At 73.8% G+C, this 21,981-nt stretch carries 19 protein-coding genes; 11 read left to right on the top strand and 8 right to left on the bottom strand.

Annotated elements, in window-relative coordinates:
- Positions 1 to 3 precede the first annotated feature (3 nt).
- Positions 4 to 732, bottom strand: coding sequence for a MerR family transcriptional regulator (locus AC07B0_RS36745; protein ID WP_467293299.1), 729 nt, complete (start codon positions 730 to 732; stop codon positions 4 to 6).
- 85 nt (positions 733 to 817) lie between these two features.
- Between AC07B0_RS36745 and AC07B0_RS36740 the strand changes: the two genes are divergently transcribed.
- On the top strand, positions 818 to 2,638 hold the full coding sequence (locus AC07B0_RS36740) for an AMP-dependent synthetase/ligase (RefSeq protein WP_478900120.1): 1,821 nt from the start codon (positions 818 to 820) through the stop codon (positions 2,636 to 2,638).
- 51 nt (positions 2,639 to 2,689) lie between these two features.
- On the opposite strand, the gene sph is transcribed toward AC07B0_RS36740, so the two are convergent.
- On the bottom strand, positions 2,690 to 3,679 hold the full coding sequence (gene sph / locus AC07B0_RS36735; RefSeq protein ID WP_356877976.1) for a sphingomyelin phosphodiesterase: 990 nt from the start codon (positions 3,677 to 3,679) through the stop codon (positions 2,690 to 2,692).
- Between the two features lie 141 nt (positions 3,680 to 3,820).
- On the opposite strand from sph, the gene AC07B0_RS36730 reads away from it, so the two are divergent.
- Positions 3,821 to 4,717, top strand: a complete 897-nt coding sequence (locus AC07B0_RS36730) for an oxygenase MpaB family protein (RefSeq protein WP_478863714.1) — start codon at positions 3,821 to 3,823, stop codon at positions 4,715 to 4,717.
- A gap of 47 nt (positions 4,718 to 4,764) precedes the next feature.
- Here the strand turns inward: AC07B0_RS36730 and AC07B0_RS36725 are convergent, their stop codons facing one another.
- Positions 4,765 to 6,276: a M1 family metallopeptidase gene (locus tag AC07B0_RS36725; RefSeq protein ID WP_478900118.1), complete on the bottom strand. Its 1,512-nt coding sequence runs from the start codon at positions 6,274 to 6,276 to the stop codon at positions 4,765 to 4,767.
- Between the two features lie 405 nt (positions 6,277 to 6,681).
- On the opposite strand from AC07B0_RS36725, the gene AC07B0_RS36720 reads away from it, so the two are divergent.
- The 5 genes from AC07B0_RS36720 to AC07B0_RS36700 all read left to right on the top strand — a co-directional run bounded on the left by AC07B0_RS36720 (position 6,682) and on the right by AC07B0_RS36700 (position 12,852).
- Entirely contained in the window at positions 6,682 to 7,545 is an 864-nt protein-coding gene (locus AC07B0_RS36720; protein WP_356877979.1) for an SCO6745 family protein, read from the top strand.
- Between the two features lie 78 nt (positions 7,546 to 7,623).
- Positions 7,624 to 10,104 carry a Tex family protein gene (locus tag AC07B0_RS36715; protein ID WP_478900116.1) on the top strand — a complete coding sequence of 827 codons (2,481 nt, stop codon included), beginning with the start codon at positions 7,624 to 7,626 and terminating at the stop codon, positions 10,102 to 10,104.
- 308 nt (positions 10,105 to 10,412) lie between these two features.
- A complete protein-coding gene (locus AC07B0_RS36710) occupies positions 10,413 to 10,865 on the top strand; it encodes a M78 family metallopeptidase domain-containing protein (RefSeq protein ID WP_356877981.1) in 453 nt (150 codons plus the stop codon).
- The gene (locus AC07B0_RS36705; protein ID WP_478900115.1) at positions 10,855 to 12,045 is read left to right on the top strand and encodes an MAB_1171c family putative transporter; all 1,191 of its coding nucleotides are present in this window, start codon (positions 10,855 to 10,857) and stop codon (positions 12,043 to 12,045) included. Before AC07B0_RS36710 ends, AC07B0_RS36705 begins: the two co-directional genes overlap by 11 nt.
- Before the next feature lie 27 nt (positions 12,046 to 12,072).
- On the top strand, positions 12,073 to 12,852 hold the full coding sequence (locus tag AC07B0_RS36700) for an SDR family NAD(P)-dependent oxidoreductase (protein WP_356877983.1): 780 nt from the start codon (positions 12,073 to 12,075) through the stop codon (positions 12,850 to 12,852).
- A gap of 109 nt (positions 12,853 to 12,961) precedes the next feature.
- On the opposite strand, the gene AC07B0_RS36695 is transcribed toward AC07B0_RS36700, so the two are convergent.
- The gene (locus tag AC07B0_RS36695) at positions 12,962 to 14,599 is read right to left on the bottom strand and encodes an ABC-F family ATP-binding cassette domain-containing protein (protein ID WP_469383749.1); all 1,638 of its coding nucleotides are present in this window, start codon (positions 14,597 to 14,599) and stop codon (positions 12,962 to 12,964) included.
- Positions 14,600 to 14,666: 67 nt separating this feature from the next.
- Complete coding sequence (locus AC07B0_RS36690; protein WP_469383800.1) at positions 14,667 to 15,929, bottom strand: ArsB/NhaD family transporter; 1,263 nt, start codon at positions 15,927 to 15,929, stop codon at positions 14,667 to 14,669.
- A 144-nt stretch (positions 15,930 to 16,073) separates the two neighbouring features.
- On the opposite strand from AC07B0_RS36690, the gene AC07B0_RS36685 reads away from it, so the two are divergent.
- Both AC07B0_RS36685 and AC07B0_RS36680 read left to right on the top strand, forming a co-directional pair.
- Positions 16,074 to 17,060, top strand: a complete 987-nt coding sequence (locus tag AC07B0_RS36685) for a GlxA family transcriptional regulator (RefSeq protein WP_469383747.1) — start codon at positions 16,074 to 16,076, stop codon at positions 17,058 to 17,060.
- A 92-nt stretch (positions 17,061 to 17,152) separates the two neighbouring features.
- Positions 17,153 to 17,788 carry a DJ-1/PfpI family protein gene (locus AC07B0_RS36680; protein WP_356877986.1) on the top strand — a complete coding sequence of 212 codons (636 nt, stop codon included), beginning with the start codon at positions 17,153 to 17,155 and terminating at the stop codon, positions 17,786 to 17,788.
- Here the strand turns inward: AC07B0_RS36680 and AC07B0_RS36675 are convergent.
- On the bottom strand, positions 17,766 to 18,524 hold the full coding sequence (locus AC07B0_RS36675; RefSeq protein ID WP_469383745.1) for an enoyl-CoA hydratase/isomerase family protein: 759 nt from the start codon (positions 18,522 to 18,524) through the stop codon (positions 17,766 to 17,768). The two genes, AC07B0_RS36680 and AC07B0_RS36675, sit on opposite strands and share 23 nt — an antisense overlap.
- A gap of 80 nt (positions 18,525 to 18,604) precedes the next feature.
- Between AC07B0_RS36675 and AC07B0_RS36670 the strand changes: the two genes are divergently transcribed.
- Both AC07B0_RS36670 and AC07B0_RS36665 read left to right on the top strand, forming a co-directional pair.
- Positions 18,605 to 19,282, top strand: coding sequence for an HdeD family acid-resistance protein (locus AC07B0_RS36670; RefSeq protein ID WP_469383743.1), 678 nt, complete (start codon positions 18,605 to 18,607; stop codon positions 19,280 to 19,282).
- Positions 19,283 to 19,412: 130 nt separating this feature from the next.
- The gene (locus tag AC07B0_RS36665) at positions 19,413 to 19,910 is read left to right on the top strand and encodes an ATP-binding protein (RefSeq protein WP_356878012.1); all 498 of its coding nucleotides are present in this window, start codon (positions 19,413 to 19,415) and stop codon (positions 19,908 to 19,910) included.
- Positions 19,911 to 19,992: 82 nt separating this feature from the next.
- On the opposite strand, the gene idi is transcribed toward AC07B0_RS36665, so the two are convergent.
- Positions 19,993 to 20,592: an isopentenyl-diphosphate Delta-isomerase gene (gene idi, locus AC07B0_RS36660; RefSeq protein WP_469383741.1), complete on the bottom strand. Its 600-nt coding sequence runs from the start codon at positions 20,590 to 20,592 to the stop codon at positions 19,993 to 19,995.
- 140 nt (positions 20,593 to 20,732) lie between these two features.
- The gene (locus AC07B0_RS36655; RefSeq protein WP_469383796.1) at positions 20,733 to 21,971 is read right to left on the bottom strand and encodes a GNAT family N-acetyltransferase; all 1,239 of its coding nucleotides are present in this window, start codon (positions 21,969 to 21,971) and stop codon (positions 20,733 to 20,735) included.
- Between the last annotated feature and the right edge of the window lie 10 nt (positions 21,972 to 21,981).

The following is a 21,981-nucleotide window of genomic DNA, read 5'->3' as shown; positions in this document are numbered from 1 at the left end:
CCGTCACTCGGATTCGGAGACGAAGGCCGCCCTCAACTCCTCCTTGAGCGACCGCTGGAACGCCGTCACCAGAGCCTGCACCACCATCGGCTGCATGTGCGCGGACAGCGCCTTCATCGACTCCACCCGCTCCGGATCGTGCTCGCCCTCCGTGAACGGCCCCCACACCTCGTCCCGGAACAGGGCCGTCAGCTGGTGCGCCGCCGTCCGCGCGTGCTCCAGCAGCAGCTTCCGCGCCACCAGGATCGTCTCGTGCGCGATCGGTACGTCGAGCAGCGCCACCCCCAGCCGCAGCAGCCCCGGATCCACCCGGAACCCGTCCCCCGAGGCGGCCAGTACGTTCATCGCGGCCAGCCGCTCCAGATCGCCGTCCGACAGGTCCCGCCCGGCCCGCCGCTCCAGCTCCGCCCGCGACACCTCCTCGGCCGCGTCCGGCGCCCAGGACGCCACCAGCGCCCGGTGGATCGCCAGGTCGTGCGCGCTCAGGTCGTCCGGCAGCGCGTCCAGGTACCGCTGGATCGCCGACAGCGTCATGCCCTGGTGCTGCAACTCCTCGATCAGCGCCAGCCGGGACAGGTGCTCCATGCCGTAGTGCCCCACCCGACGGGGTCCGATCACGGGAGGGGGCAAAAGCCCGCGCGTGCTGTAGAACCGTACGGTGCGGACGGTGACTCCGGCCTTCGACGCCAGCTCGTCGACGGTGAGCATCGGCTCGGTTGCCTGGTCGGCCATCGTCTGCGCCTCGCTCTCTGCTCCACAGCTTGGGTTCAACAGTATTGCTGTCGCACCAACGATGTGAAACGGCCAGGAGCTGCCCATGACCACGAACCTGCGACTGCCCGGACAACCCGGAGAGATCACCCTCCCCGCCCTGCTCGCCCGCAACGCCACCGACCACGGATCCCTCGCCGCGCTCTCCTGGCGCGAGGGGACGGACTGGCGGACCCTCACCTGGAGCGAGGTCCGCCGCAAGGTGGCCGTCCTCGCCTCCGGATACGCCGCCCTCGGCGTCGAGCGCGGCGAACACGTACTGCTGATGATGGGCAACCGCCCCGAGCACTGGCTCAGCGACCTCGCCCTGGTCCACCTCGGCGCCGTCCCCGTCACCGTCTACGGAACCTCCGCGCCCGAGCAGATCGCCCACATCGCCCGCCACAGCCGGGCCAGACTGGCCGTCGTCGAGGGCGCCCGGGAACTCGCCCGGTGGGAGCCGCTGCTGGCCGACGCCACCGTCCCCCTGGAACGCCTCGTCGTCGCCGAGGCCGCCGAAGCGGGCCCGCACCGCACCTACGGATCCCTGCACGCGAGCGGCGCCCGGCTGCACCGCCCCGACGCCTTCGAGAAGGCCTGGCAGGAGACCCGGCCCGAGGACCCGCTGACCGTCGTCTACACCTCCGGGACCACCGGCGACCCCAAGGGCGTCCGCCTGACCCACCGCAACATCCTGCTCCAGTCCGTCCGCCTCGACCGCAACACCGACCTGCCCGAGCACGCCGAGCACATCTGCTACCTGCCGTTCGCCCACATCGCCGAGCGGATCCTCGGCCTCTACCTGCCCCTGCTGCGCGCCGCCCACGTCCGGCTGGTCGCCGACCCCACCGCCGTCGCGGCCGCCGTCCGCGAGCTGCACCCCGTGCAGTTCTTCGGGGTGCCCCGGGTCTGGGAGAAGCTCGCCGCCGGGGTACGGGCCGTGCTCGCGCAGTTGCCCGAGCAACAGCAGCGGGCCATCGAGGACGCGGGGGACCTGGCCCGCGCCCGCGCCGGCCACCGGGAACGCGGCGAGGAGGTGCCGGCCGCGCTCGAAGCCTCGTACGCCGAGGCCCGGGAGCGGGTCCTGGAACCGCTGCTGCGCCTGGCGGGGCTGGACCGCCTCGTGTGGACGGCCAGCGCCACCGCCCCGATGCCGATCGACGTGGTGCGGTTCTGGGCCGGCTGGGGCATCACGATCATGGACGCCTGGGGGCTGACCGAGACCTCCGGCGTGTGCACCGTCAACAGCCCGGACGGTTTCCGGCTGGGCTCGGTGGGCCGCCCCATCGAGGGGCTGGAGCTGCGCGTCGCCGAGGACGGGGAGATCCTCACGCGCGGCGCGACCGTCTTCGCCGGCTACCTGCGGCCCGACGGATCGCTGGAGGACGCCTCCGACGCCGAGGGCTGGTTCCCCACGGGGGACGTCGGCCGGATCGACGAGGACGGCTTCCTCTGGCTGACCGACCGCAAGAAGGAGCTGATCATCACCTCCACGGGCAAGAACGTCTCCCCGGCCCTGGTGGAGAACACCGTCAAGGAGCACCCGCTGATCGGCCAGGCCCTGGTCCACGGCGACGGCCGCTCCTACCTCGTCGCCCTGCTGGTCCTCGACCCCGAGCTGGCCCCCGCCTGGGCGGCCGCCCGGGGCATCGGCGCCACCACCCCCGACGAGCTCGCCGCGCACCCGGCGGTCCTGGAGGAGGTCGCCCGGGCGGTCGAGAGCGCCAACGCCCGGCTCAACCGCACCGAGCAGATCAAACGCCACCGGCTGCTCGCCGCCGAGTGGGGCCCGGAGTCCGGCGAGCTCACGCCCTCGCTGAAACTGCGCCGCCGGGTGGTCCGGGAGAAGTACGGCGCCCTGATCGAGGAGCTGTACGAGGCCCGGTGACCCGGAGGGCCCGGGTGCCCGCCGCGGCGGGCACCCGCACCGGTCACGGCACTAGCGGCCGATCAGCGGGTAGTGGTCGCTGAGGTTCGTGTACGTGTAGGAGGTGCCCCAGCTGGAGACCGTCCAGGGCGCCGACTCCTCCTTGACCACGTCGTTGTTCCAGCCCGCCGGGCGGGCGTTGCCCTTGCGGTAGAGGACGTAGTCCAGGTCCTCGCGCGGGTCCGTCGGGTAGCGGTAGCTCGCGATCGAGTTCAGCGCGGTGTCGAAGGAGTACGGGTGCCCCGTGCGGGTGTCCGTGCCGGCCAGGTCGGCGTCGGCCAGCATGGAGGCGTACTCCGGCGTCCGCGAGTCGACGTTCATGTCGCCCGCCACGATGACCTGTTCGGCCGCCGGGATGTTCTTGGCGTCGAGGAACGCGTCGATCGCCTTGAACTGCCGGCTGCGCATCTGCGCCGCCTCGCCCGCGCCGCAGCCCGGGTCGGTGGACTGGGCGTGCGTGCCGACCACGTGCACCTTCGCGCCGTTCACGTTCAGCACGACGTACGCGAAGCCCTTGTTGGACCACCAGTCGGCGCCGCAGGCGTCCTTGTAGACGACCTGCTCCTTGCGGACGATCGGCCACTTGCTCAGCACCGTGACGCCGCCGTCCTCCGGGGTGGTGGCGGAGTACGCGCCGCCGGTGGCGTCCCAGCCGCTCTTGCTGCGGCCCACGACCGGGGTCTGGTACGGGTACTTCGAGGCCGAGTTGGCCTTCAGCGCGTCGGACGCCGCGTTGTCGAAGGCCTCCTGGAGCACGACCACGTCGTGTCCCTGGTAGAACGACGCCTTCGGGATCTCCGCGGCCCGGTGGTCCTGGCCCCAGTTCGGGTACAGGTTCTTGCTCATCAGGAAGACGTTGTACGACAGGACGCTGAGCCGCGGGGCCGCGGCGCCCTCCGCGGCCGTGGCGGCGGGCGCGGTGGTGACGGCCAGGGCGCCGGCGGCGACCGCGGCGACGGCCGTGGCGGCGGCGCGGCGCGAGCGGGGCGAGGTGAGCAGCATGAAGGTCTCCATCATTCCTGCGGGGGAAGTGCGGGGAAGATCGACGCCCGTCATACAAGCAGCACCAGTTACCTCTGGGTAACACCCGTGCAGCGACTTTCTGTCCGGAACACGGCCGTCTGGGGCTCGCATACTTGTTTCATGGAGACGCCGCACCACGCACCCCCCGCCACCCCGACGGCCGGGCGCCGCCCCGACCCCGAGCCCCCCGCCCCCGGCGGCGTGCTGTGGACCATCGCCGGGGACGTCCGCGCCCTGCTGATGCTGCCCGCCGCCTTCACCATGCAGGTCGCCCACCCCGCCATCGGCGCCGGCGTCGACACCTACTCCGTCTTCCGCACCGACCCCTGGGGGCGCGGCGAACGCTCCCTGCGCTCGGTGCAGCTGTGGGTGTACGGAGGAGCCGGGGCCGCGGAGGAGGGCCGCCGGGTGCGCCGCCTGCACAAGGAGATCCAGGGCACCGACACCCGCGGACGCCGCTACCACTCCCTCGACCCCGCCTGCTACTCCTGGGTCCACGCCACCGGCTTCCCCGTCTACCTCCACGCGGGGCGCTACCTGCTGCGCCGCTTCACCCCCGCCCAGGAACGGCAGCTCTACCGGGAGTGGCTCCAGGTGGGCCGGATCCTCGGCATCCACGACCGGGACATGCCGCAGAGCATCGAGGACTACTGGGTCTACTACCGCCGGATGCTCGCGGAGGAGATCGAGCCGACCGCGGTGGCGCGGGAACTGGTCGCCACCGACGTGGACCTGCCCAGGCCCGTGGCCGGATCCGCGCCGGTCCGCCTGATGCTGCGGCTCACCTGGCCGCTGCTGCGGAAGGCGTTCCTGCACCTGCGCGCCTTCGTCAGCGTCGGGTACATGCCGCCCGAGGCGCGGGAGGCCATCGGGCTGGAGTGGACCCCCGCGCAGGAGCGCAGGCTCCGGCGGTTCAGCGCGGTCGTGCGGATCCTCGTACCGCTGCTGCCCGAGCGGCTGCGCTACCTGCCGATCGCCCGCGCCGCGCGGGCACGGTGGCGCGCCGGCACCCCCTGAGGGGCGCCGGCGCGCGGGCCGGACCGGGGCCGGTGACCCCGCCGTGATCAGTGGTCGTGGTCGTGGACCGTGTTCGTCGCGGCGATCTTCTTCCAGGACTTCGGCTCCACGGGCGGCTTGGCCGGGGCCTGGAGGGAACGGGCCCCCGCGGCCTTGGCGGCCGGCGGGGCGAAGGCCGGCTTGCCCGGGGTGTACAGCCAGGTCTCGAACAGCTGCGCCAGGGGCTTGTCGGAGACCTTCTCCGCGTACCGGACGAAGTCGCCGACCTTGGCGTTCCCGTAGGCCCGCTCGGCCGGCCAGCCCTTGAGGATCTGGAAGAACTTCTCGTCGCCGATCTCGTTCCGCAGCGCCTGGAGCGCGATCGCGCCACGGTCGTACACCGCACCGTGGAACTGGTTCTCCGCACCCGGGTCGCCCGGCTTGACCTGCCAGAACGGGTCCTCGGCGGGACGCGAGGCGTAGGTCCAGTCGGCGAGCTCCTGCGCGGTGCCCTCGCCCTCCTTCTCCGACCACAGCCACTGGCTGTAGCGGGCGAAGCCCTCGTTGACCCAGATGTCCTTCCAGTTGTCGACGGACACGCTGTCGCCGTACCACTGGTGGGCCAGCTCGTGGACGACGACGGAGACGTTCGCGCCGTTCTGGAACTGGCGGGGGCCGTAGAACGGCCGCGTCTGGGTCTCCAGGGCGTAGCCCGCGCTCACGTTGGGGACGTAGCCGCCCAGCGCGTTGAAGGGGTACGGGCCGAAGACCCCCTCCAGCCACTCCGCGACCTCGCCGGTCCGCTCGACGCTCGCGCGCGCCGCGCCCGCATTGTCGCCGAGGTCCTTGCTGTAGGCGTTGAGGATCGGCAGACCGCTCGCCGTCTTGTCGGTGGTGATGTCGAACTTGCCGATCGCGAGCGTGGCCAGGTACGTGGCCTGCGGCTTGTTCGAGCGCCAGTTGTAGCGGGTCCAGCCGAGCTTCGACGTCTGCGACTGGAGCACGCCGTTGCTGATCGCCTGCGTGCCGTCCGGGACGTTGACCGACACGTCGAAGGTGGCCTTGTCGAGCGGGTGGTCGTTGCTCGGGAACCACCAGATCGCCGAGTCCGGCTCCTGCGCCGCCACGCCGCCGTCCGGGGTGCGCTGCCAGGCCGTCCAGCCGTCGACCTTGAACTCCGAGGGCTTGCCCGCGTACTTGACGACGACGGAGGACTGCTTGCCCTTCTGGAGCGGCTGGGCGGGGGTCACCTCCAGCTCCTGGGTGCCGGTCGCGGCGAACTTCGCCTTGACCCCGTTGACGCGGACCTCGCTCACCTTGAGGCCGAAGTCGAGGTTGAAACGGGACAGGTCCTGCTTGGCGGTGGTCAGGAGGGTGGCGGTGCCCTCCAGCAGGTCCGTCTTCGGCTGGTACTGCAGGCGCAGGTCGTAGTGGGAGACGTCGTAGCCGCCGTTCCCGCTGGCCGGGTAGTAGGGATCGCCGATACCCGCCGCGCCCGGACCGGCACTGGCCGCCGACGCCGGGATCACCAGCAGGAGGGAAGCGGCCAGGACGCTCGGGGCGATGACTTTGCGGTGCACGAAGAGCTCCAAGTGGTAGGGGAGACAGATCGGTTCAAGGTCTGGTCGGTCGACCGTATTCACCCGTGACCGCCCACGTCATGTCCATGGCTCCTGCTGTCACACGATCGCCATTCGGCCGTCACACCCCGCTGAGCGGACGCACCGGTCGGTGAGCGGGCCCGGGCGGGCGGCGGCGCCGGAGGGCTCCCGGAGCGGTCCCGGGCCGGTCGGGAGGCCGGGGGAGCGCCGTACGGAGGGGCCCGGCGACCGCGCGCACGCGCCGCGCCCAACTCCGCGCACCGTACGAGAAAGGCCGGAAACGGCGGGCGCGCCGCAGCCCCCGGGGAGCCGCCGGAGGGCCGCGCCGGGGCGGTCCGGACCTGGGTCTACCCGGCATACTGAGCAGTCGGTAACCTGCGGCGCATGACGCTTCCTCCGCACGCCGCCCGCCGCTGCTGGCACGCCGCCGTCAACCCCCTGCACTCCACCATCTACTTCTCGCCGGACCTCGCGACCGAGCTCGCCGCCCTCGGCATCACCCACCGCGTCGCCGTGAACCTCGCCACCCGGTCCGCCGCCATGGGCGCCGTCGGCCCCGGCGTGGTGACCGCCACCTTCTACAACTACCGCCACGACCTGGTCACCGCGCACCTTCCCGCCGTCTGGGACACCGCCACCCCCGAGCAGGTCCTCGCCGCCCGGCTCCGTGCCGCCGACACCACCCTGCGCCGCCTCCTCGGCCCGGAGGTCATCGACTCGCCCGAGCTGGCCGAGGCCGCCGACCTGGCCGTGCGCGCCACCGAGGGCTGCACCCGGCACGCCCGCACCCTCTACGCCGCCCACGCCGACCTGCCCGTCCCCGAGGAGCCGCACCTGCGCCTGTGGCACGCCACCACCCTGCTGCGCGAGCACCGCGGCGACGGCCACCTCGCCGCCCTCCTCCTCACCGGCCTCGACCCGCTGGAGGCCCTGGTCAGCCACACCGCCACCGGCCGCGGCATGACCCCGAAGTGGGTCAAGAGCATCCGCGGCTGGCACCAGGACGACCTCGACGCCGCCGCCGCCCGGCTGCGCGCCCGCGGCATCCTCGACCCCGACGGCGAGCTCACCGACGAGGGCAGGTCCGTCCGCGAACGCCTGGAGACCGAGACCGACCGGCTCGACGAGGCCCCGTACGAACACCTCGGCGCCCAGGGCCTCGCCCGGCTCGCCGAACTGGGCGGCGGATTCGTCAAGCGGGCCGTCGCCGCGGGCGCCTTCCCCCGCGACCTGTTCGGCAAGGCCTGAGGGGCTCCCGCCGTCCGGCGCGGTCACCTGCCACAATTGGCAGCCTTCCACGCAAACGAAGGCAGGCGGGACCGCACAGTGACGATGTCCATCGAAGGCAGGATCGCCGAGGAGCTCGGCGTACGGGAGCGGCAGGTCAAGGCCGCCGTCGAGCTGCTCGACGGCGGTTCCACCGTCCCCTTCATCGCGCGCTACCGCAAGGAAGCGACCGAGATGCTCGACGACGCCCAGCTGCGCACCCTGGAGGAGCGGCTGCGGTACCTGCGCGAACTGGAGGACCGGCGGGCCGCCATCCTCGAATCCGTGCGCGAGCAGGGCAAGCTCGACGAAGCGCTGGAGGCACGCATCAACGCGGCCGACACCAAGGCCCGGCTGGAGGACATCTACCTCCCCTTCAAGCCCAAGCGCCGCACCAAGGCCCAGATCGCCCGCGAGGCCGGCCTGGAGCCGCTCGCCGAGGGCCTGCTCGCCGACCCCTCCGTCGAACCGGCCGCCGCCGCGGCCGCCTTCGTCGACGAGGGCAAGGGCGTCGCCGACCCGGCCGCCGCGCTGGAGGGCGCCCGCGCCATCCTCACCGAGAAGTTCGCCGAGGACGCCGACCTGATCGGCGAGCTCCGCGAACGCATGTGGGGCCGCGGCCGGCTCGCCGCGAAGGTCCGCGAGGGCAAGGAGGAGGCCGGCGCCAAGTTCGCCGACTACTTCGACTTCGCCGAGCCGTTCACCGCCCTCCCCTCGCACCGCGTGCTCGCCATGCTCCGCGGCGAGAAGGAGGACGTCCTGACCCTCGACCTGGAGCCGGAGGAGCCCTCCGAGGTCCCCGGGCCGTCCACGTACGAGGGGATGATCGCCCGCCGCTTCGGCGTCGCGGACCGCGACCGTCCCGGCGACAAGTGGCTGGCCGACACCGTCCGCTGGGCCTGGCGCACGAAGATCCAGGTGCACCTCGGCATCGACCTGCGCTCCCGGCTGCGCGCCGCCGCCGAGGACGAGGCCGTACGGGTCTTCGCGGCGAACCTGCGCGACCTGCTCCTCGCCGCCCCCGCCGGCACCCGGGCCACGCTCGGCCTGGACCCGGGCTTCCGCACCGGCGTCAAGGTGGCCGTCGTCGACGCGACCGGCAAGGTCGTCGCCACGGACGTCATCCACCCCCACGTACCGGCGAACCGGTGGGACGAGTCCCTCGCCAAGCTGGCCCGCCTCGCCCGGGAGCACGCGGTCGAGCTGGTCGCCATCGGCAACGGCACCGCCTCCCGCGAGACCGACAAGCTCGCCGGGGACCTCATCACCCGCCACCCCGAGCTGGGCCTGACCAAGGTGATGGTCTCCGAGGCCGGCGCGTCCGTGTACTCCGCCTCGGCCTTCGCCTCGCAGGAACTCCCGGGCATGGACGTGTCGTTGCGCGGCGCCGTCTCCATCGCCCGCCGGCTCCAGGACCCGCTCGCCGAGCTCGTCAAGATCGACCCGAAGTCGATCGGCGTCGGCCAGTACCAGCACGACCTGTCCGAGGTGAAGCTCTCCCGCTCCCTCGACGCGGTCGTCGAGGACTGCGTGAACGGCGTCGGCGTGGACGTCAACACCGCGTCCGCGCCCCTGCTCTCGCGGGTGTCGGGCATCAGCGGCACCCTCGCCGAGAACATCGTGTCCCACCGCGACTCCAACGGCCCCTTCCGCAGCCGCAAGGGCCTCAAGGACGTGGCCCGCCTCGGCCCGAAGGCGTACGAGCAGTGCGCCGGCTTCCTGCGCATCCGCGACGGCGACGACCCGCTGGACGCCTCCGCCGTGCACCCGGAGACGTACCCGGTCGTCCGGGCGATGGGCAAGACGGCGGGCGGCGAGGTCGCGGCCCTCATCGGGAACCCGGCCGTCCTGCGCTCCCTGCGGCCCGAGCAGTTCGTCACCGAGGCCTTCGGCCTGCCCACGGTCACCGACATCCTGCGCGAGCTGGAGAAGCCGGGCCGCGACCCGCGACCCGCCTTCAAGACGGCCACCTTCAAGGAGGGCGTGGAGAAGATCGGCGACCTGGCCCCGGGGATGATCCTGGAGGGCGTCGTCACCAACGTGGCGGCCTTCGGGGCGTTCATCGACATCGGCGTCCACCAGGACGGCCTCGCCCACGTCTCGGCCCTGTCGAAGACCTTCGTCAAGGACCCGCGGGACGTGGTCAAGCCGGGCGACATCGTCCGGGTCAAGGTCATGGACGTGGACATCCCGCGCAAGCGGATCTCGCTGACCCTGCGCCTGGAGGACGAGGCCGGGGCGGAACGCGGCGCGGGCGCGCCGAGGCAGCGCGAGGAGCGCCGGGGCGGCGGGGGCCGGCCCCCGCAGCAGCGCGGCGCGGCGGCCCAGGGCGGCGGCCAGGGCGCGGCCCAGGGCGGCCAGGAGCGCCGGGGCGGCGGCCAGGACCGGCGCGGCGGCGCGGGCGCAGGCCAGCGACAGGGCGGCCAGGGCGGCCAGGGCCGTCCGGGCGGCGGCGCCCCGGCCCCCGCGAACAGCGCGATGGCCGACGCCCTGCGCCGGGCCGGGCTCACCGGCCCCGAGGACCGCCGCAAGCGGTCCTGACGGGGCGTCGGCGGCGAAAGTCCTGACCGGGCGGCGGACATGGCCGGATAGGCACCCCACCTGGGGACATGCCTTGCCAACCCCCGTACGGAATCTGTAGGCATGGTGGAACGTCCGTTCGTCTCGACGGACGGGCGTTCCACCTTCCCTCCTCCGGAGCGCACTCCCGAGGCCGCCTCAAGGCACAGGACCGTATGCCGATGCCCCCGCACGCCTACCGACGCTGCCCGAGAAAGGGTCCGAAGAGGGAACACATGGCCCATGGGGATCCCAGCCTCCGCAAACGGTGCGAGTTGATTCTCGGCCATTTGGATCTGCCGCGCCCGTTCTCCCTCGACGGACTGTGCGCACGCGTCGCCGAACAGCGTGGACGCCCGATCCGGCTGCACCCCCTGCCGCGCGAGGCCGCCGAATCCGGTGTCTGCGGCCTGTGGGTGGGGACCGCGAGCGTCGACTACGTCTTCTACGAGGCCCGGACCACCCCCCTGCACCGGGAGCACATCGTGCTCCACGAACTCGGGCACATCCTCTTCGGCCACCACTCCCTCGAAGGCGAGGAGAGGGACGGCCGGGCCCCTGAGGTCCTCGGCCGCACCAACTACACCACCCGCCAGGAACGGGAGGCGGAGATGCTCGCCAGCATGATCCGCACCCGCACCGCCGGCCCGGCACGGCCGCGGCCGGCCACCCCGGCCCGGGGCGCGCTCGCCCGGCTGGAGTCCGCCATGGGCTACGAGCGGGGTCCGCGCGATGACGGCTGACCTCGCCCGCATCGGCGACTGGCTCGCCGTACCGAGTGTCCTGTGCCTGTGGGCGGCCGTCCTGCTGCGCGCCCCCGGCGCCCTGCGCTCCCCCCAGCAGCGCGGCCTGTGGCTCGCGGTCGCCACCGCCGCCGCGGCGATGACCCTCAACCTGCCCGCCGTCGTCGCCCACGCCACGAGCCGCGACCCCGACTACGCGCACGCCGTCGGCCTCGTCCGCAACCTCATCGGCGTCCTGTCCGCCGGCGCCGTGCTCTACTTCGTGGCCGCCGCCACCCGCGGCCGCGGCCTCCAGCGCGCCGCCTGGGCCGGCACCCTGCTGTGGCTGGCCGCCCTCGTCGGCCTGGACGCGGCCGCGCCCGGCCACGGCAGCCACACCATGCCGCCCGTCGGCGACCCGGTGCCCTCGCTCACCTACTGGCTCGTCCTGATCTCCGCCCACCTGATCGCCAACACCGTCTGCGTCTTCGTCTGCTGGCGCTACAGCCTCCGTACGGAGAGCCGCGGACTGGCCGCCGGGCTCCGGCTGTTCGGCCTCGGCACCGCCCTGGCCGGGCTGTTCTGGTTCGCGTACCTGCTCAAGGCGCTGTTCGGCAGCACCTGGGCCATGCCCGCCCTGCCGCTGCTCATGAACCTGCACGGCCTGCTGCGCGCCGCCGCGATCCTCGTGCCGACCCTGTTCACGCTGCGCCGCACCGCCGCCGACATCACCACCGCCTGGCGGCTGTGGCCGCTGTGGCGGGACCTCGTCGAGGCCGTGCCGCACGTGGTGCTCTCCCGGCCCCGGGCCGGACGGGTGCTGGAACTGCTCTGGCCGCCGCTGCCGCGCGGCCTGCTCGTCTACCGCAAGGTCATCGAGACCCGCGACGCCATCCTGATCCTCGGCGAGTACGTCGCCCCGGGCGTGCCGGAGCTCGCGCGCGGCCACGTCGCCGGGAGCGGGATCCCCGAGCCGCGGCGCACGGCGGCCGCGCTGGCCTGCGTACTCAAGCATGCCCGGCAGGCGAAGCTCGCCGGACTGCCCGGCCGGCCGGACCTGGCCGCGGCCCTCGAACTGCCGGCCGCGATCCAGACGTCGGCGCAGGACGGCGACCTGGAGGGCGAGGCCGGTTTCCTGGTGGACGTCGCCCACGCCTGGGCCGCGCCCGAGACCACCGCCTTCGACCCCCGTACCGCCTGAACCGAACCCGTAGGAAGTGGACTCGCCTTGACCACCGTTCTCATCACCGGAGCCAGCGCCGGACTCGGTGCGGCCTTCGCCCGCGGCTTCGCGGCGAAGGGCTGCGACCTGGTCCTCGTCGCCCGCGACAAGGACCGCCTGGACTCGGTCGCCGCGGAGCTCGGCCGGGAGTACGGCGCCGTCTGCGAGGTGCTGCCCGCCGACCTGCTGGACGCGGGGCAGTGCGCGGTCGTCGCCGGACGGCTCGCCGACCCGGCCCGGCCCGTGGACGTCCTGGTCAACAACGCCGGGTTCGGACTGCCCGCGCCCTTCCCGTACAGCCCGGTCGAGGACGAGGAGCGGATGCTGGACCTCCTCGTGAAGGTCCCGCTGCGCCTCACGCACGCCGTGCTGCCCGGGCTGCGCGAGCGCCGCCGGGGCGCCGTGCTGAACGTGGCGTCCGTCGCGGGGCTGCTGCCGACGGGGACGTACGGGGCCGCCAAGGCCTGGGTGACGGCCTTCAGCGAATCCCTGCGGGTGGACATGGAGCCGTACGGGGTCCGGGTGCTGGCCGTGGTGCCGGGCTTCACCCGCACCGAGTTCCAGGAGCGGGCCGGCATGGACGTCAGCTCGCTGCGCGACGCGGTCTGGCTGGAGCCGGAGGCCGTGGTGGCCAAGGCCCTGCGCGACCTGGCCCTGCGCCGCCCGGTCAGCATCACGGGCCGCCGCTACCAGGCGTACGCCCTCGCCGCCCGCCACCTGCCGCGCGGCTTCGTGGCCCGCAGGATGGCCCGCACCCGGCGGGCGCCGGCCGAGCCCGCGAACTGACCCGCCGGGAGCCGGCCGTGGCCGGGGCAGCGGAGATCGCGGCCCGGCCCGCCGGCACCGGGGGCTCGCCGCCTCCGGAGGCCCGAAGCCTCCAGGGGCTCGATGCCCCTTACAGCTCCGTGACCTTGCCGCCGACGACCTCCAGGCGGCGGGTCACGTGGACGGCGTCCAGCATGCGGCGGTCGTGGGTGACCAGCAGCAGGGTGCCCTCGTAGGCCTCCAGCGCGGCCTCCAGCTGCTCGATCGCCGGCAGGTCGAGGTGGTTCGTCGGCTCGTCGAGGACCAGCAGGTTCACCCCGCGGCCCTGGAGCAGCGCCAGCGCCGCCCGGGTGCGCTCGCCGGGGGAGAGGGTCGCCGCCGGACGCAGGACGTGCGCCGCCTTCAGACCGAACTTGGCCAGCAGCGTACGGACCTCCGCCGGTTCGGTGTCCGGGACCGCCGCGCAGAACGCCTCCAGCAGCGGCTCGCCGCCGAGGAACAGCCCGCGGGCCTGGTCCACCTCGCCGACCAGGACGCCGGAACCGAGTACGGCGGAGCCGGAGTCCGGTGCCAGACGGCCCAGCAGGACCGCGAGCAGGGTGGACTTCCCGGCGCCGTTCGCCCCGGTGATCGCGACCCGGTCCGCCCAGTCGATCTGGAGGCTGGCCGGACCGAAGGCGAAGTCCCCGCGCCGCACGGCCGCTTCGCGCAGCGTGGCGACGACCGAGCCGGAGCGCGGGGCCGCCGCGATCTCCATGCGCAGCTCCCACTCCTTGCGGGGCTCCTCGACGACCTCCAGCCGCTCGATCGCGCGCTGCGTCTGGCGGGCCTTGGCGGCCTGCTTCTCGCTGGACTCGCCGCGCAGGTTCTTGCCGATCTTGTCGTTGTCGGAGGACTTGCGGCGGGCGTTGCGCACGCCCTTGTCCATCCAGTTGCGCTGCATCTGCGCCCGGCCCTCCAGGGCCGACTTCTTGCCCGCGTACTCCTCGAACTCCTCGCGGGCGTGGCCGCGGGCCCGCTCCCGTTCCTCCAGGTAGGAGTCGTAGCCGCCGCCGTAGAGGTTGATCTGCTGCTGGGCCAGGTCGAGTTCGAGGACCTTGGTGACCGTGCGGGTCAGGAACTCGCGGTCGTGGCTGATCACCACGGTGCCCGCGCGCAGCCCCTTGACGAACTGCTCCAGCCGCTCCAGACCCGCCAGGTCCAGGTCGTTGGTGGGCTCGTCCAGCAGGAACACGTCGTACCGGGACAGCAGCAGCGAGGCCAGACCGGCGCGGGCGGCCTGGCCGCCGGACAGCGCCGTCATCGGCAGGTCCAGGCCGACTCCGAGACCGAGCTCGTCGGCGACCTCCTGGGCCCGCTCGTCGAGATCGGCGCCACCGAGGTTCAGCCACCGGTCGAGGGCGTCGGCATAGGCGTCGTCCGCACCCGGGGTGCCGTCCACGAGCCCCTGGGTGGCCCCGTCCAGTTCGGCCTGCGCGGCGGCGACGCCGGTGCGCCGGGCGAGGAACTCCCGGACCGACTCGCCGGGACGCCGCTCGGGCTCCTGCGGCAGGTGGCCGACGGCCGCCCCGGGCGGGGAGAGCCGCAGCTCACCGGTCTCGGGGGTGTCCAGCCCGGCGAGGAGCCGCAGCAGGGTGGACTTCCCGGCGCCGTTGACGCCGACGAGTCCGATGACGTCGCCGGGCGCGACGACGAGGTCGAGATCGGCGAAGAGCGTGCGCTCACCGTGCGCGGCGGTGAGCTTCTTGGCGACGAGGGTGGCAGTCATGATGCCCCGATCCTATCCGCGCACCGGACAGGCCCCGGGCCCGGCCCGAACGGCCGGACACCCCGCCCTACGCGCCGATCAGCCGCAGTCCGGCCCACAGGGCGGTGACCGCCGCGACGAGCGCCGCGGGGGTGGTGATCAGCCCGAGCCGGGTGAAGTCCCCGAGCGCGACGCGTTCGCCGTGTCCGTGCAGGATGCGCCGCCACAGCAGCGTGGCCAGCGAACCGGCGTACGTCAGGTTCGGGCCGATGTTGACGCCGATCAGCACCGCCAGCACCGGCCCGGCCCCGCCCGGCGCGGCCAGCGGGAGCAGCGCGAGCACCGCCGGCAGGTTGTTGATCAGGTTGGCGAGTACGGCGGCCACGCCCGCCACCGCGAGCAGCGCGGCCAGCGAGTCCCCGGCCGACAGTACCCGCTCCAGCCCGTCACCGAGACCGTGGTCCACCACGGCCCGTACCACCACCCCGAGCGCGAGGACGAACACGCAGAAGGCCGGCGCCGCCGACGCCACCAGCCGGAACGGCGTGGTCTCGCGGCGGCGCAGCGCCCGTACGCCCAGGACCACCGCTCCGGCCAGCGCCGCCCAGGCCGGACTGGCCCCCGCGAAGGAGGCCACGGCGAACCCGGCCAGCGTCAGGATGAGCACGGCGAGCGCGAAGCGCGGCATCGGCACCCGCTCGACGGCCTCCGGGGCGTGCTCGGGCGGGGCCGTGAGATCGGCACGGAACCAGCGGCGGAACACCGCGTACTCGATCCCGATCGCCACCGCCCAGGGCAGCGCCATCAGCGCCGCGAACCGGGTGAAGGTGAGTCCGCTCGCCGCGAAGGCGAGGAGGTTGGTCAGGTTCGACACGGGGAGCAGCAGCGAGGCCGTGTTCGCGAGGTGCGCGGTGGCGAACACGTACGGCCGCGGCCGCGCCCCGAGGTGGGCGGCGGTCGCCAGGACGACCGGGGTCAGCAGCACCACGGTGGCGTCCAGGCTCAGCGAGGCGGTGACCAGCGAGGCCACCAGGAAGACCGGGCCCAGCAGGGTCCCCGGCCCCCGCCCGGCCGACCGCCGGGCCACGGCCGCGCCGACGGCACGGAACAGCCCCTCGTCGGCGCACAGCTGGGCGAGGACCAGGATCACGGCCAGAAAGCCGACCACGGGCAGCAGCTCGCGCAGCTGCCCCCAGGCGTCGGCGGGGGAGACCGCGCCGAGGGCCACGAGCAGCGCGGCGGCCGGTACGGCGGCCGCGGCCTCCGGCAGTCCGCGCGGGCGCAGCACGGCGAAGGCCAGCACGCCGAGGAGGGCGGCGACCGACAGGGACTCGGCGAGGACGGTGTTCAGGGCACTGCTCCGGGACGTGGGCGGCCGGGATCCCGGCCGGACCTGTGCGGGGGTGTTCCGGAAGGATCGCACGGCCGCCGTCATGGCCGGATAGGTGGGATGCACGTCATTGCGGCCATGGGGGCGGGGTCACACCATGGAGGCATGTCACCGCGCAACGTGCTGGTCCTCCTCTACGACGGCGTCCAGAGCCTGGACGTGACCGGCCCCGTCGAGGTGTTCGGCGCCGTCGCCCGCTCCCCGGCGGAGGGTGGGTACGCGATCCGGACGGTGTCGCCGGGAGGCGCTCCCGTACGGACCTCCAGCGGGCTGGTCCTGGTTCCCGACGGGGACCTGGAGGGCGCCCGCCCGGGTCCGGGGGCCACCGTGCTGGTGCCCGGCGGCCGGTACACGGGCGACTTCGAGCCCCGGCTCACCGACTGGCTCCGGGCGCACGGGGGGCGTGCGGAACGGCTCGTGTCCGTGTGCACCGGGGGACTGCTGCTGGCCGAGGCCGGGCTGCTGGACGGCCGCCGGGCCACGACGCACTGGAGCGTGTGCGAGCAGATGGCCCGGGACTACCCGCGGGTGACGGTCGAGCCGGACCCGATCTACGTCCTGGACGGCCGCGTGGCCACCTCGGCGGGGGTGACCGCCGGGATCGACCTGGCGCTCGCCCTGGTCGAGGAGGACTTCGGCCGGGACACGGCCCTGCTGATCGCCCGCCACCTCGTGGTGTTCCTGCGCCGGCCCGGCAACCAGGCCCAGTTCAGTGCCCAGCTGGCCGCGCAGACGGCCCGCCGGGAGCCGCTGCGGGACGTCCAGCAGTGGATCACCGAGCATCCGGACGGGGACCTCAGCGTGGAGGCCCTCGCCGCCCGCGCCGCGCTCTCGCCGCGGCACTTCGCACGGGCCTTCCAGGCGGAGACCGGGGTGACGCCGGGGCGGTACGTCGAGCGGGTCCGGGTGGAGCACGCCCGGCGGCTCCTGGAGGACGGCCGGGACGGGGTCGCGCGGATATCCCGGGAGTGCGGCTACGGCACCCCGGAGGCGCTCCGCCGGGCCTTCGTCAGGACCCTCGGCCAGTCCCCCGCCGAATACCGGCGCCGCTTCGGCCCGCAGCCGCCGCCCGTCCCGGCCCCGGCCCGCTGACCACCCGAGCCCGCTGCCTGACCACCACCGCGGACGCCCGGACCCCCGGGCACCCGGACCCCGCCCCACCCGACCACGACTCCGGAGGAACCATGCAGATCGCCGTACTGCTCTACGACCGCTTCACCGCCCTCGACGCCATCGGCCCCTTCGACACCCTCGGCCGGCTCGACGGCGCGGAGACCGTCTTCGTCTCCGAGCGCCCGGGGCCGGTGCGCACCGACAACGGGGCCCTCGCGCTCGTCGCGGACCGCTCGCTCGGCGAGGTGACGCGCCCGGACATCGTCGTCGTGCCCGGCGGACCGCACCCGGAGCTGGAGATGAAGAACCCCGCCGTCCTCGACTGGCTCCGCGAGGTCGACGCGACGACGACCTGGACCACCTCCGTCTGCACCGGCTCCCTGCTGCTCGCCGCCGCCGGGCTGCTCGACGGCCGCAAGGCCGCCGGGCACTGGCTCTACCTCGACCAGCTGGTCCCCTTCGGCGCCCGGCCCACCGGGGAACGGGTGGTGTACGACGGCAAGTACGTGACCGCTGCCGGGGTCTCGTCCGGCATCGACATGGGCCTCGGCCTGCTCGGCCGGATCGCGGGGGACACGTACGCGCAGACCGTCCAGCTGATGTGCGAGTACGACCCCCAGCCCCCGTACGACGCGGGTTCCCCGGAGAAGGCCCCGGCGGAGATCGTCGCCCGGCTGCGGGCCGCTAATCCGCTGACGGCCAGCTGAACACCGGAGCGCGGCGTTCCAGGAACGCGGCGACGCCCTCCGCGGTGTCGCCGCTCGCCGCGGCCTGTCCCGTCCAGTACGCGTCCCGGTCCGTCCGGCCGTCCGCGAACTCCTTGGCCGCGGCCTGGGTCAGCCGCGAGCGGGTGGTCAGGACACGCGCGAACTCCGCGACCCGCCCGTCGAGTTCGCCGGGGGGCAGCAGCTCGTTCAGGAACCCCGCCCGCAGGGCCTGCTCCGCGCTGATCAACTCGGCGGAGAACAGCAGGTACTTGGCCCAGGACGGGCCGACCAGCGAGGCGAGCCTGCGGGTGGAGGACGCCGGGTAGACGATGCCCAGCTTCGCCGGGGTCACCCCGAAGGAGGCGCCCTGCTCGGCGAAGCGCAGGTCGCAGGCCGCCGCGAGCTGGCTCCCGCCGCCCACGCAGAAGCCCCGGATCGCCGCGACGGTCGGCTTGGGGAAGGCCGCGAGGGCCTCCTCGGCCGCCACGGACAGGGTCTGGGGGTCGTCGTCCCCGGTGAGCGAGGAGATGTCGGCGCCCGCGCAGAAGGTGGGACCGGCCCCGGTCAGCACCAGCACCCGGACGGCGGGGTCCGCGGCGAGCCCCGGCAGCAGTGCGGGCAGCGCCCGCCACATCGAGGCGGTCATGGCGTTGCGCTTGGCGGGGTGCGTGATGACGACGGTGGCCACCCCGTCGACGACCGTGTGGGGGAGGGCTGCGTCCCGGGCTGCGTCCATGCGCCGGATGCTATCCGGGGCCGCCGATCCTATGATCAAGGGGAGTCCGGCCCCGGGGGGTGCGGAAAGGTGGCACGTCCATGCGCGCAGACCGTACCGACCCCGAACGGAAGCAGGAGAAGAAGGAGCTCAGCCGCAGCTACGGGCTGCTGGCCCTGCTCGGGGCGGTCCTCGTGCTGGCCGGACTCGTGGGCCTCGTGTACACCGGCCTGGCCACCTTGACCTCGATGTACCTCTTCGGCTGGCTGCTGCTGACCGGCGGTGTGGTGGGCCTCGCGCAGGCCGTGCTGTCGCGGGGGACCAACTACTTCTGGCTCGCGGTCGTCGTCGCCGCGATCAACATCGCCGCGGGGTTCGTGATCCTGCGGCGGCCCGAGGCCGGCGCGGAGGCGCTGACCATGTTCGCGGCGCTGCTGTTCCTGACCGGCGGCCTGTTCCGCCTCGTCGGCGCGCTGGTGGTGCGGGGGGCCGAGTGCGGGCTCACCCTCGTCCAAGGCGCGTTCGGCGTCCTGCTCGGCGTGTTGGTGCTGTGGAGCTGGCCGGGCAGCAGCCAGTACGTGATCGGTGCCTTCTTCTCCCTCGCCCTGCTGTTCGACGGCCTGAGCCTGATCGCCCTGGGCATGGGTGCCCGGCGGATCCTCGGCCTGGTCAGGGAGGACGAGGTGGCGGCAGGGCCGGAGGCGGCGGGCGCGGCGGAGGGGGCGCGGGAGACCTCCCGTGAAGCACCCGGATCGGATCAGGAACAGTCCAACAACTGACTCTGTCATACGCCAGTGGTCAGAAAGTGTCCGATAGACGCTGACTTCTGGTCAGCGGTCCGGTCCGGACCAGGCTGTTCCCCACTCTTGTCGCGTGGAGACGATCGAGCGCGAAGACGGGGGCCTGAACATGAACGACAGCGGGAGCGTCCCGCCAGCCGGGGGAGGTGAGGCGCCTGCTCCGGCGGACCCCCTCGCGTACGAGGGAGTGTGGCGCTTCACCGCGCCGGCGGTAGAAGAATCCGTTCCGCAGGCCCGCCGGGCGGTCCGCGACCTGCTCGGCCGCCAGGGGGTGCCGGCCCATCAGGACCTGGTGTACTCCCTGCTGCTGATCGTCTCCGAACTGGTGACGAACTCGGTCCGGCACGCGGCCCTGCTGTCGCCCGAGGTGGCCGTCGAGGTCGCGGTGGGCCGCGAGTGGGTCCGGGTGGCCGTCGAGGACAACCACCCGTACCGCCCCAAGGCGCTGGAGGCCGACTTCGGCCAGACCGGCGGCCGGGGTCTGCTCCTCGTGCGTGAGGTCACGCGGGAGGCGGGCGGGGTCTGCGACGTCGAGCACACCTCGACGGGCGGCAAGGTGATCTGGGCGGCCCTGCCCCTGACCGCCCCGCGGACCCCCGCGCCCTGACCGGCCCGTGCGCGCGTACGGGCCGGCGGACGTACGGGCCGTCGGCCGGCGGACGGGCCGGCCGGACCCGGGGGCCTACGGGCTACCAGCCCGCGGCGTCGCCGGTCAGCTCGCGGATCGCGGGCCGCGCCGCGTCCAGCACGGTCATGAACCAGGCCGAGAACGGCTGCTCCGCGTGCCGCTTGGCGAGCTCCTCCGCGGTGACGAACGCGGTGTCGCCGACCTCCTCGGGATCGGGCTTCGGCGCGGACTGCGCGAGTCCCACGAAAAGGTGGTTGTACTCCTGCTCCACCAGCCCGGACGCGGGGTCCGGATGGTTGTAGCGCACGGTCCCCGCCTCCGCGAGCAGCGAGGGCGACAGCCCCAGCTCCTCATGGGTGCGCCGGGCCGCCGCCGCGAACGGGGACTCCCCGGGGTAGGGGTGACCGCAGCACGTGTTCGACCAGACGCCGGGGGAGTGGTACTTCCCGAGGGCGCGCTGCTGGAGCAGCAGCCGGCCCTGCTCGTCGAAGAGGAACACGGAGAACGCCCGGTGCAGCAGCCCCGGGGCCTGATGGGCGGACAGCTTCTCCGCCGTGCCGATGGTGTTGCCGGACTCGTCGACCAGTTCGAGCATGATCGCTTCCTGAGTGCCGGTGCCGGGGGACGCGCTCTGCGCGGCGGTGGCTGGTGTGGTCGGCATACCCATCCTTCGCTTCGGAATCCGGCCTTCAGTCTGCCGTACAAAAGCGGCTTGTCCCCACTTCGGTGATCCGCGCATGTCCGCCCCCCGCCGCGTGATAGGCGACGGAGGGCGGACGGCTCACCCGTTCAAGGACGGCGTCAGACGCCGAACGGCGCCGGGTAGGCGATGGTTCCGGCCGGCACCGGAACGCGGTCGTCGAGCACGAGTGCCATCATCGCCGCGTCCGGTACCTCGAAGGGGGCCCGGATCCCGAACCGCGACGCCGGCACGAAACCGAAGCGCGGGTAGTACGCGGGATGCCCGAGGACCAGCACCAGCGATTCCCCCCGTTCCCGGGCGGCCGCGAGCAGGGCCCGGACGACGGCGCTGCCGGCCCCCGACCGCTGGACCGCGGGGTCGGCGGCCACCGGGGCGAGCGCGAGCGCCGGTGCCCCGTCCACCGTGCAGCGGGTCAGCAGGGCGTGGGCCGCCACCGACCCGTCGGGGGCCCCGGCCACGTACGAGAGCCCCGGCAGCCACGACCCGTCGGCGCGCAGCGCGTCCACGAGGTCCGCCTCCAGCGGGGTCCCGAAGGCCGCCAGGTTGACGGCCCGTACGGCGGCCGCGTCGGCCGGGGTCTCGGGCCGTACGGGCCAGCGCCCGTCGCCGCCGGCGGTGACCGGGGCGAGGACGTGGCCGGTGTACCCGTACTCGTGGCCGTGCCGGGCCCGCACGTCGAGCTCCTCGCGGGTCAGGCCGAGCGCGGCCCGCCGGGCGGGGGTCGAGGGGGCGAAGTCCCGGACCCGGTCCCGCAGTGGACCGTAGTACGCGTCCCAGTCGGCGTCCGGGAGCGGGTGGATGCCGAGGATCCGGTATCCGGCGGCCTGCGCGGCCGCCACGTTGCGGGCGGTGGAGCGCAGCGCGTACTGCGCGTCCCAGAACGCCCGCGCCCCGGCCGAGGGCTCGTCGGCGGTCCACTCGCACTCGGTGACGACGAGGGTGCCGCCGGGGGCGAGCAGCCGCTTCCAGGCGGCGAGCGCCGCGTCGAAGCCGATGACGTAGGCGGAGCCCTCCGCCCACACGAGGTCGAAGGAGCCGTCCTCGAAGGGCAGCGCGGCCATGTCCGCCCGGACGGGGTGGACGCGGTCGTCGAGGCCGAGGTCCTCGGCGGCCGTGCGCAGCTCGTCGAGGAACGGCTGGTGGAGGTCGACGGCGGTCACCTCGGCGAGGCCGGCGCCGCCCGCCTCGGCGGCGAGCAGCAGGGCGCTGCGGCCCGGACCGCAGCCCAGGTCGAGGACGCGCGGCCGCTCGGGAAGGGGTCCGCAGAGGGAGAGGAGTCGCCGGGTGGTCGCGTCGGAGCCGGGTGCCTGCCGGGGCAGGCCGCCGTGCAGCTCCATGAAGGCGGCG

This window comes from Streptomyces sp. NPDC044704 (genome assembly GCF_056433525.1).
Note: the sequence above shows the minus strand (reverse complement) of the source record. Positions and strands in the feature narration are given on the sequence as shown.

Coding starts and splice junctions, on each gene's coding strand:
- AC07B0_RS36720 (WP_356877979.1), top strand. CDS start 6,682: ATGACGCTTCCTCCGCACGCCGCCCGCCGCTGCTGGCACGCCGCCGTC.
- AC07B0_RS36745 (WP_467293299.1), bottom strand. CDS start 732: ATGGCCGACCAGGCAACCGAGCCGATGCTCACCGTCGACGAGCTGGCG.
- AC07B0_RS36695 (WP_469383749.1), bottom strand. CDS start 14,599: ATGACTGCCACCCTCGTCGCCAAGAAGCTCACCGCCGCGCACGGTGAG.
- AC07B0_RS36730 (WP_478863714.1), top strand. CDS start 3,821: ATGGAGACGCCGCACCACGCACCCCCCGCCACCCCGACGGCCGGGCGC.
- AC07B0_RS36705 (WP_478900115.1), top strand. CDS start 10,855: ATGACGGCTGACCTCGCCCGCATCGGCGACTGGCTCGCCGTACCGAGT.
- AC07B0_RS36680 (WP_356877986.1), top strand. CDS start 17,153: ATGCAGATCGCCGTACTGCTCTACGACCGCTTCACCGCCCTCGACGCC.
- idi (WP_469383741.1), bottom strand. CDS start 20,592: ATGCCGACCACACCAGCCACCGCCGCGCAGAGCGCGTCCCCCGGCACC.
- AC07B0_RS36655 (WP_469383796.1), bottom strand. CDS start 21,971: ATGGAGCTGCACGGCGGCCTGCCCCGGCAGGCACCCGGCTCCGACGCG.
- AC07B0_RS36675 (WP_469383745.1), bottom strand. CDS start 18,524: ATGGACGCAGCCCGGGACGCAGCCCTCCCCCACACGGTCGTCGACGGG.
- AC07B0_RS36685 (WP_469383747.1), top strand. CDS start 16,074: ATGTCACCGCGCAACGTGCTGGTCCTCCTCTACGACGGCGTCCAGAGC.
- AC07B0_RS36670 (WP_469383743.1), top strand. CDS start 18,605: ATGCGCGCAGACCGTACCGACCCCGAACGGAAGCAGGAGAAGAAGGAG.
- sph (WP_356877976.1), bottom strand. CDS start 3,679: ATGCTGCTCACCTCGCCCCGCTCGCGCCGCGCCGCCGCCACGGCCGTC.
- AC07B0_RS36665 (WP_356878012.1), top strand. CDS start 19,413: ATGAACGACAGCGGGAGCGTCCCGCCAGCCGGGGGAGGTGAGGCGCCT.
- AC07B0_RS36740 (WP_478900120.1), top strand. CDS start 818: ATGACCACGAACCTGCGACTGCCCGGACAACCCGGAGAGATCACCCTC.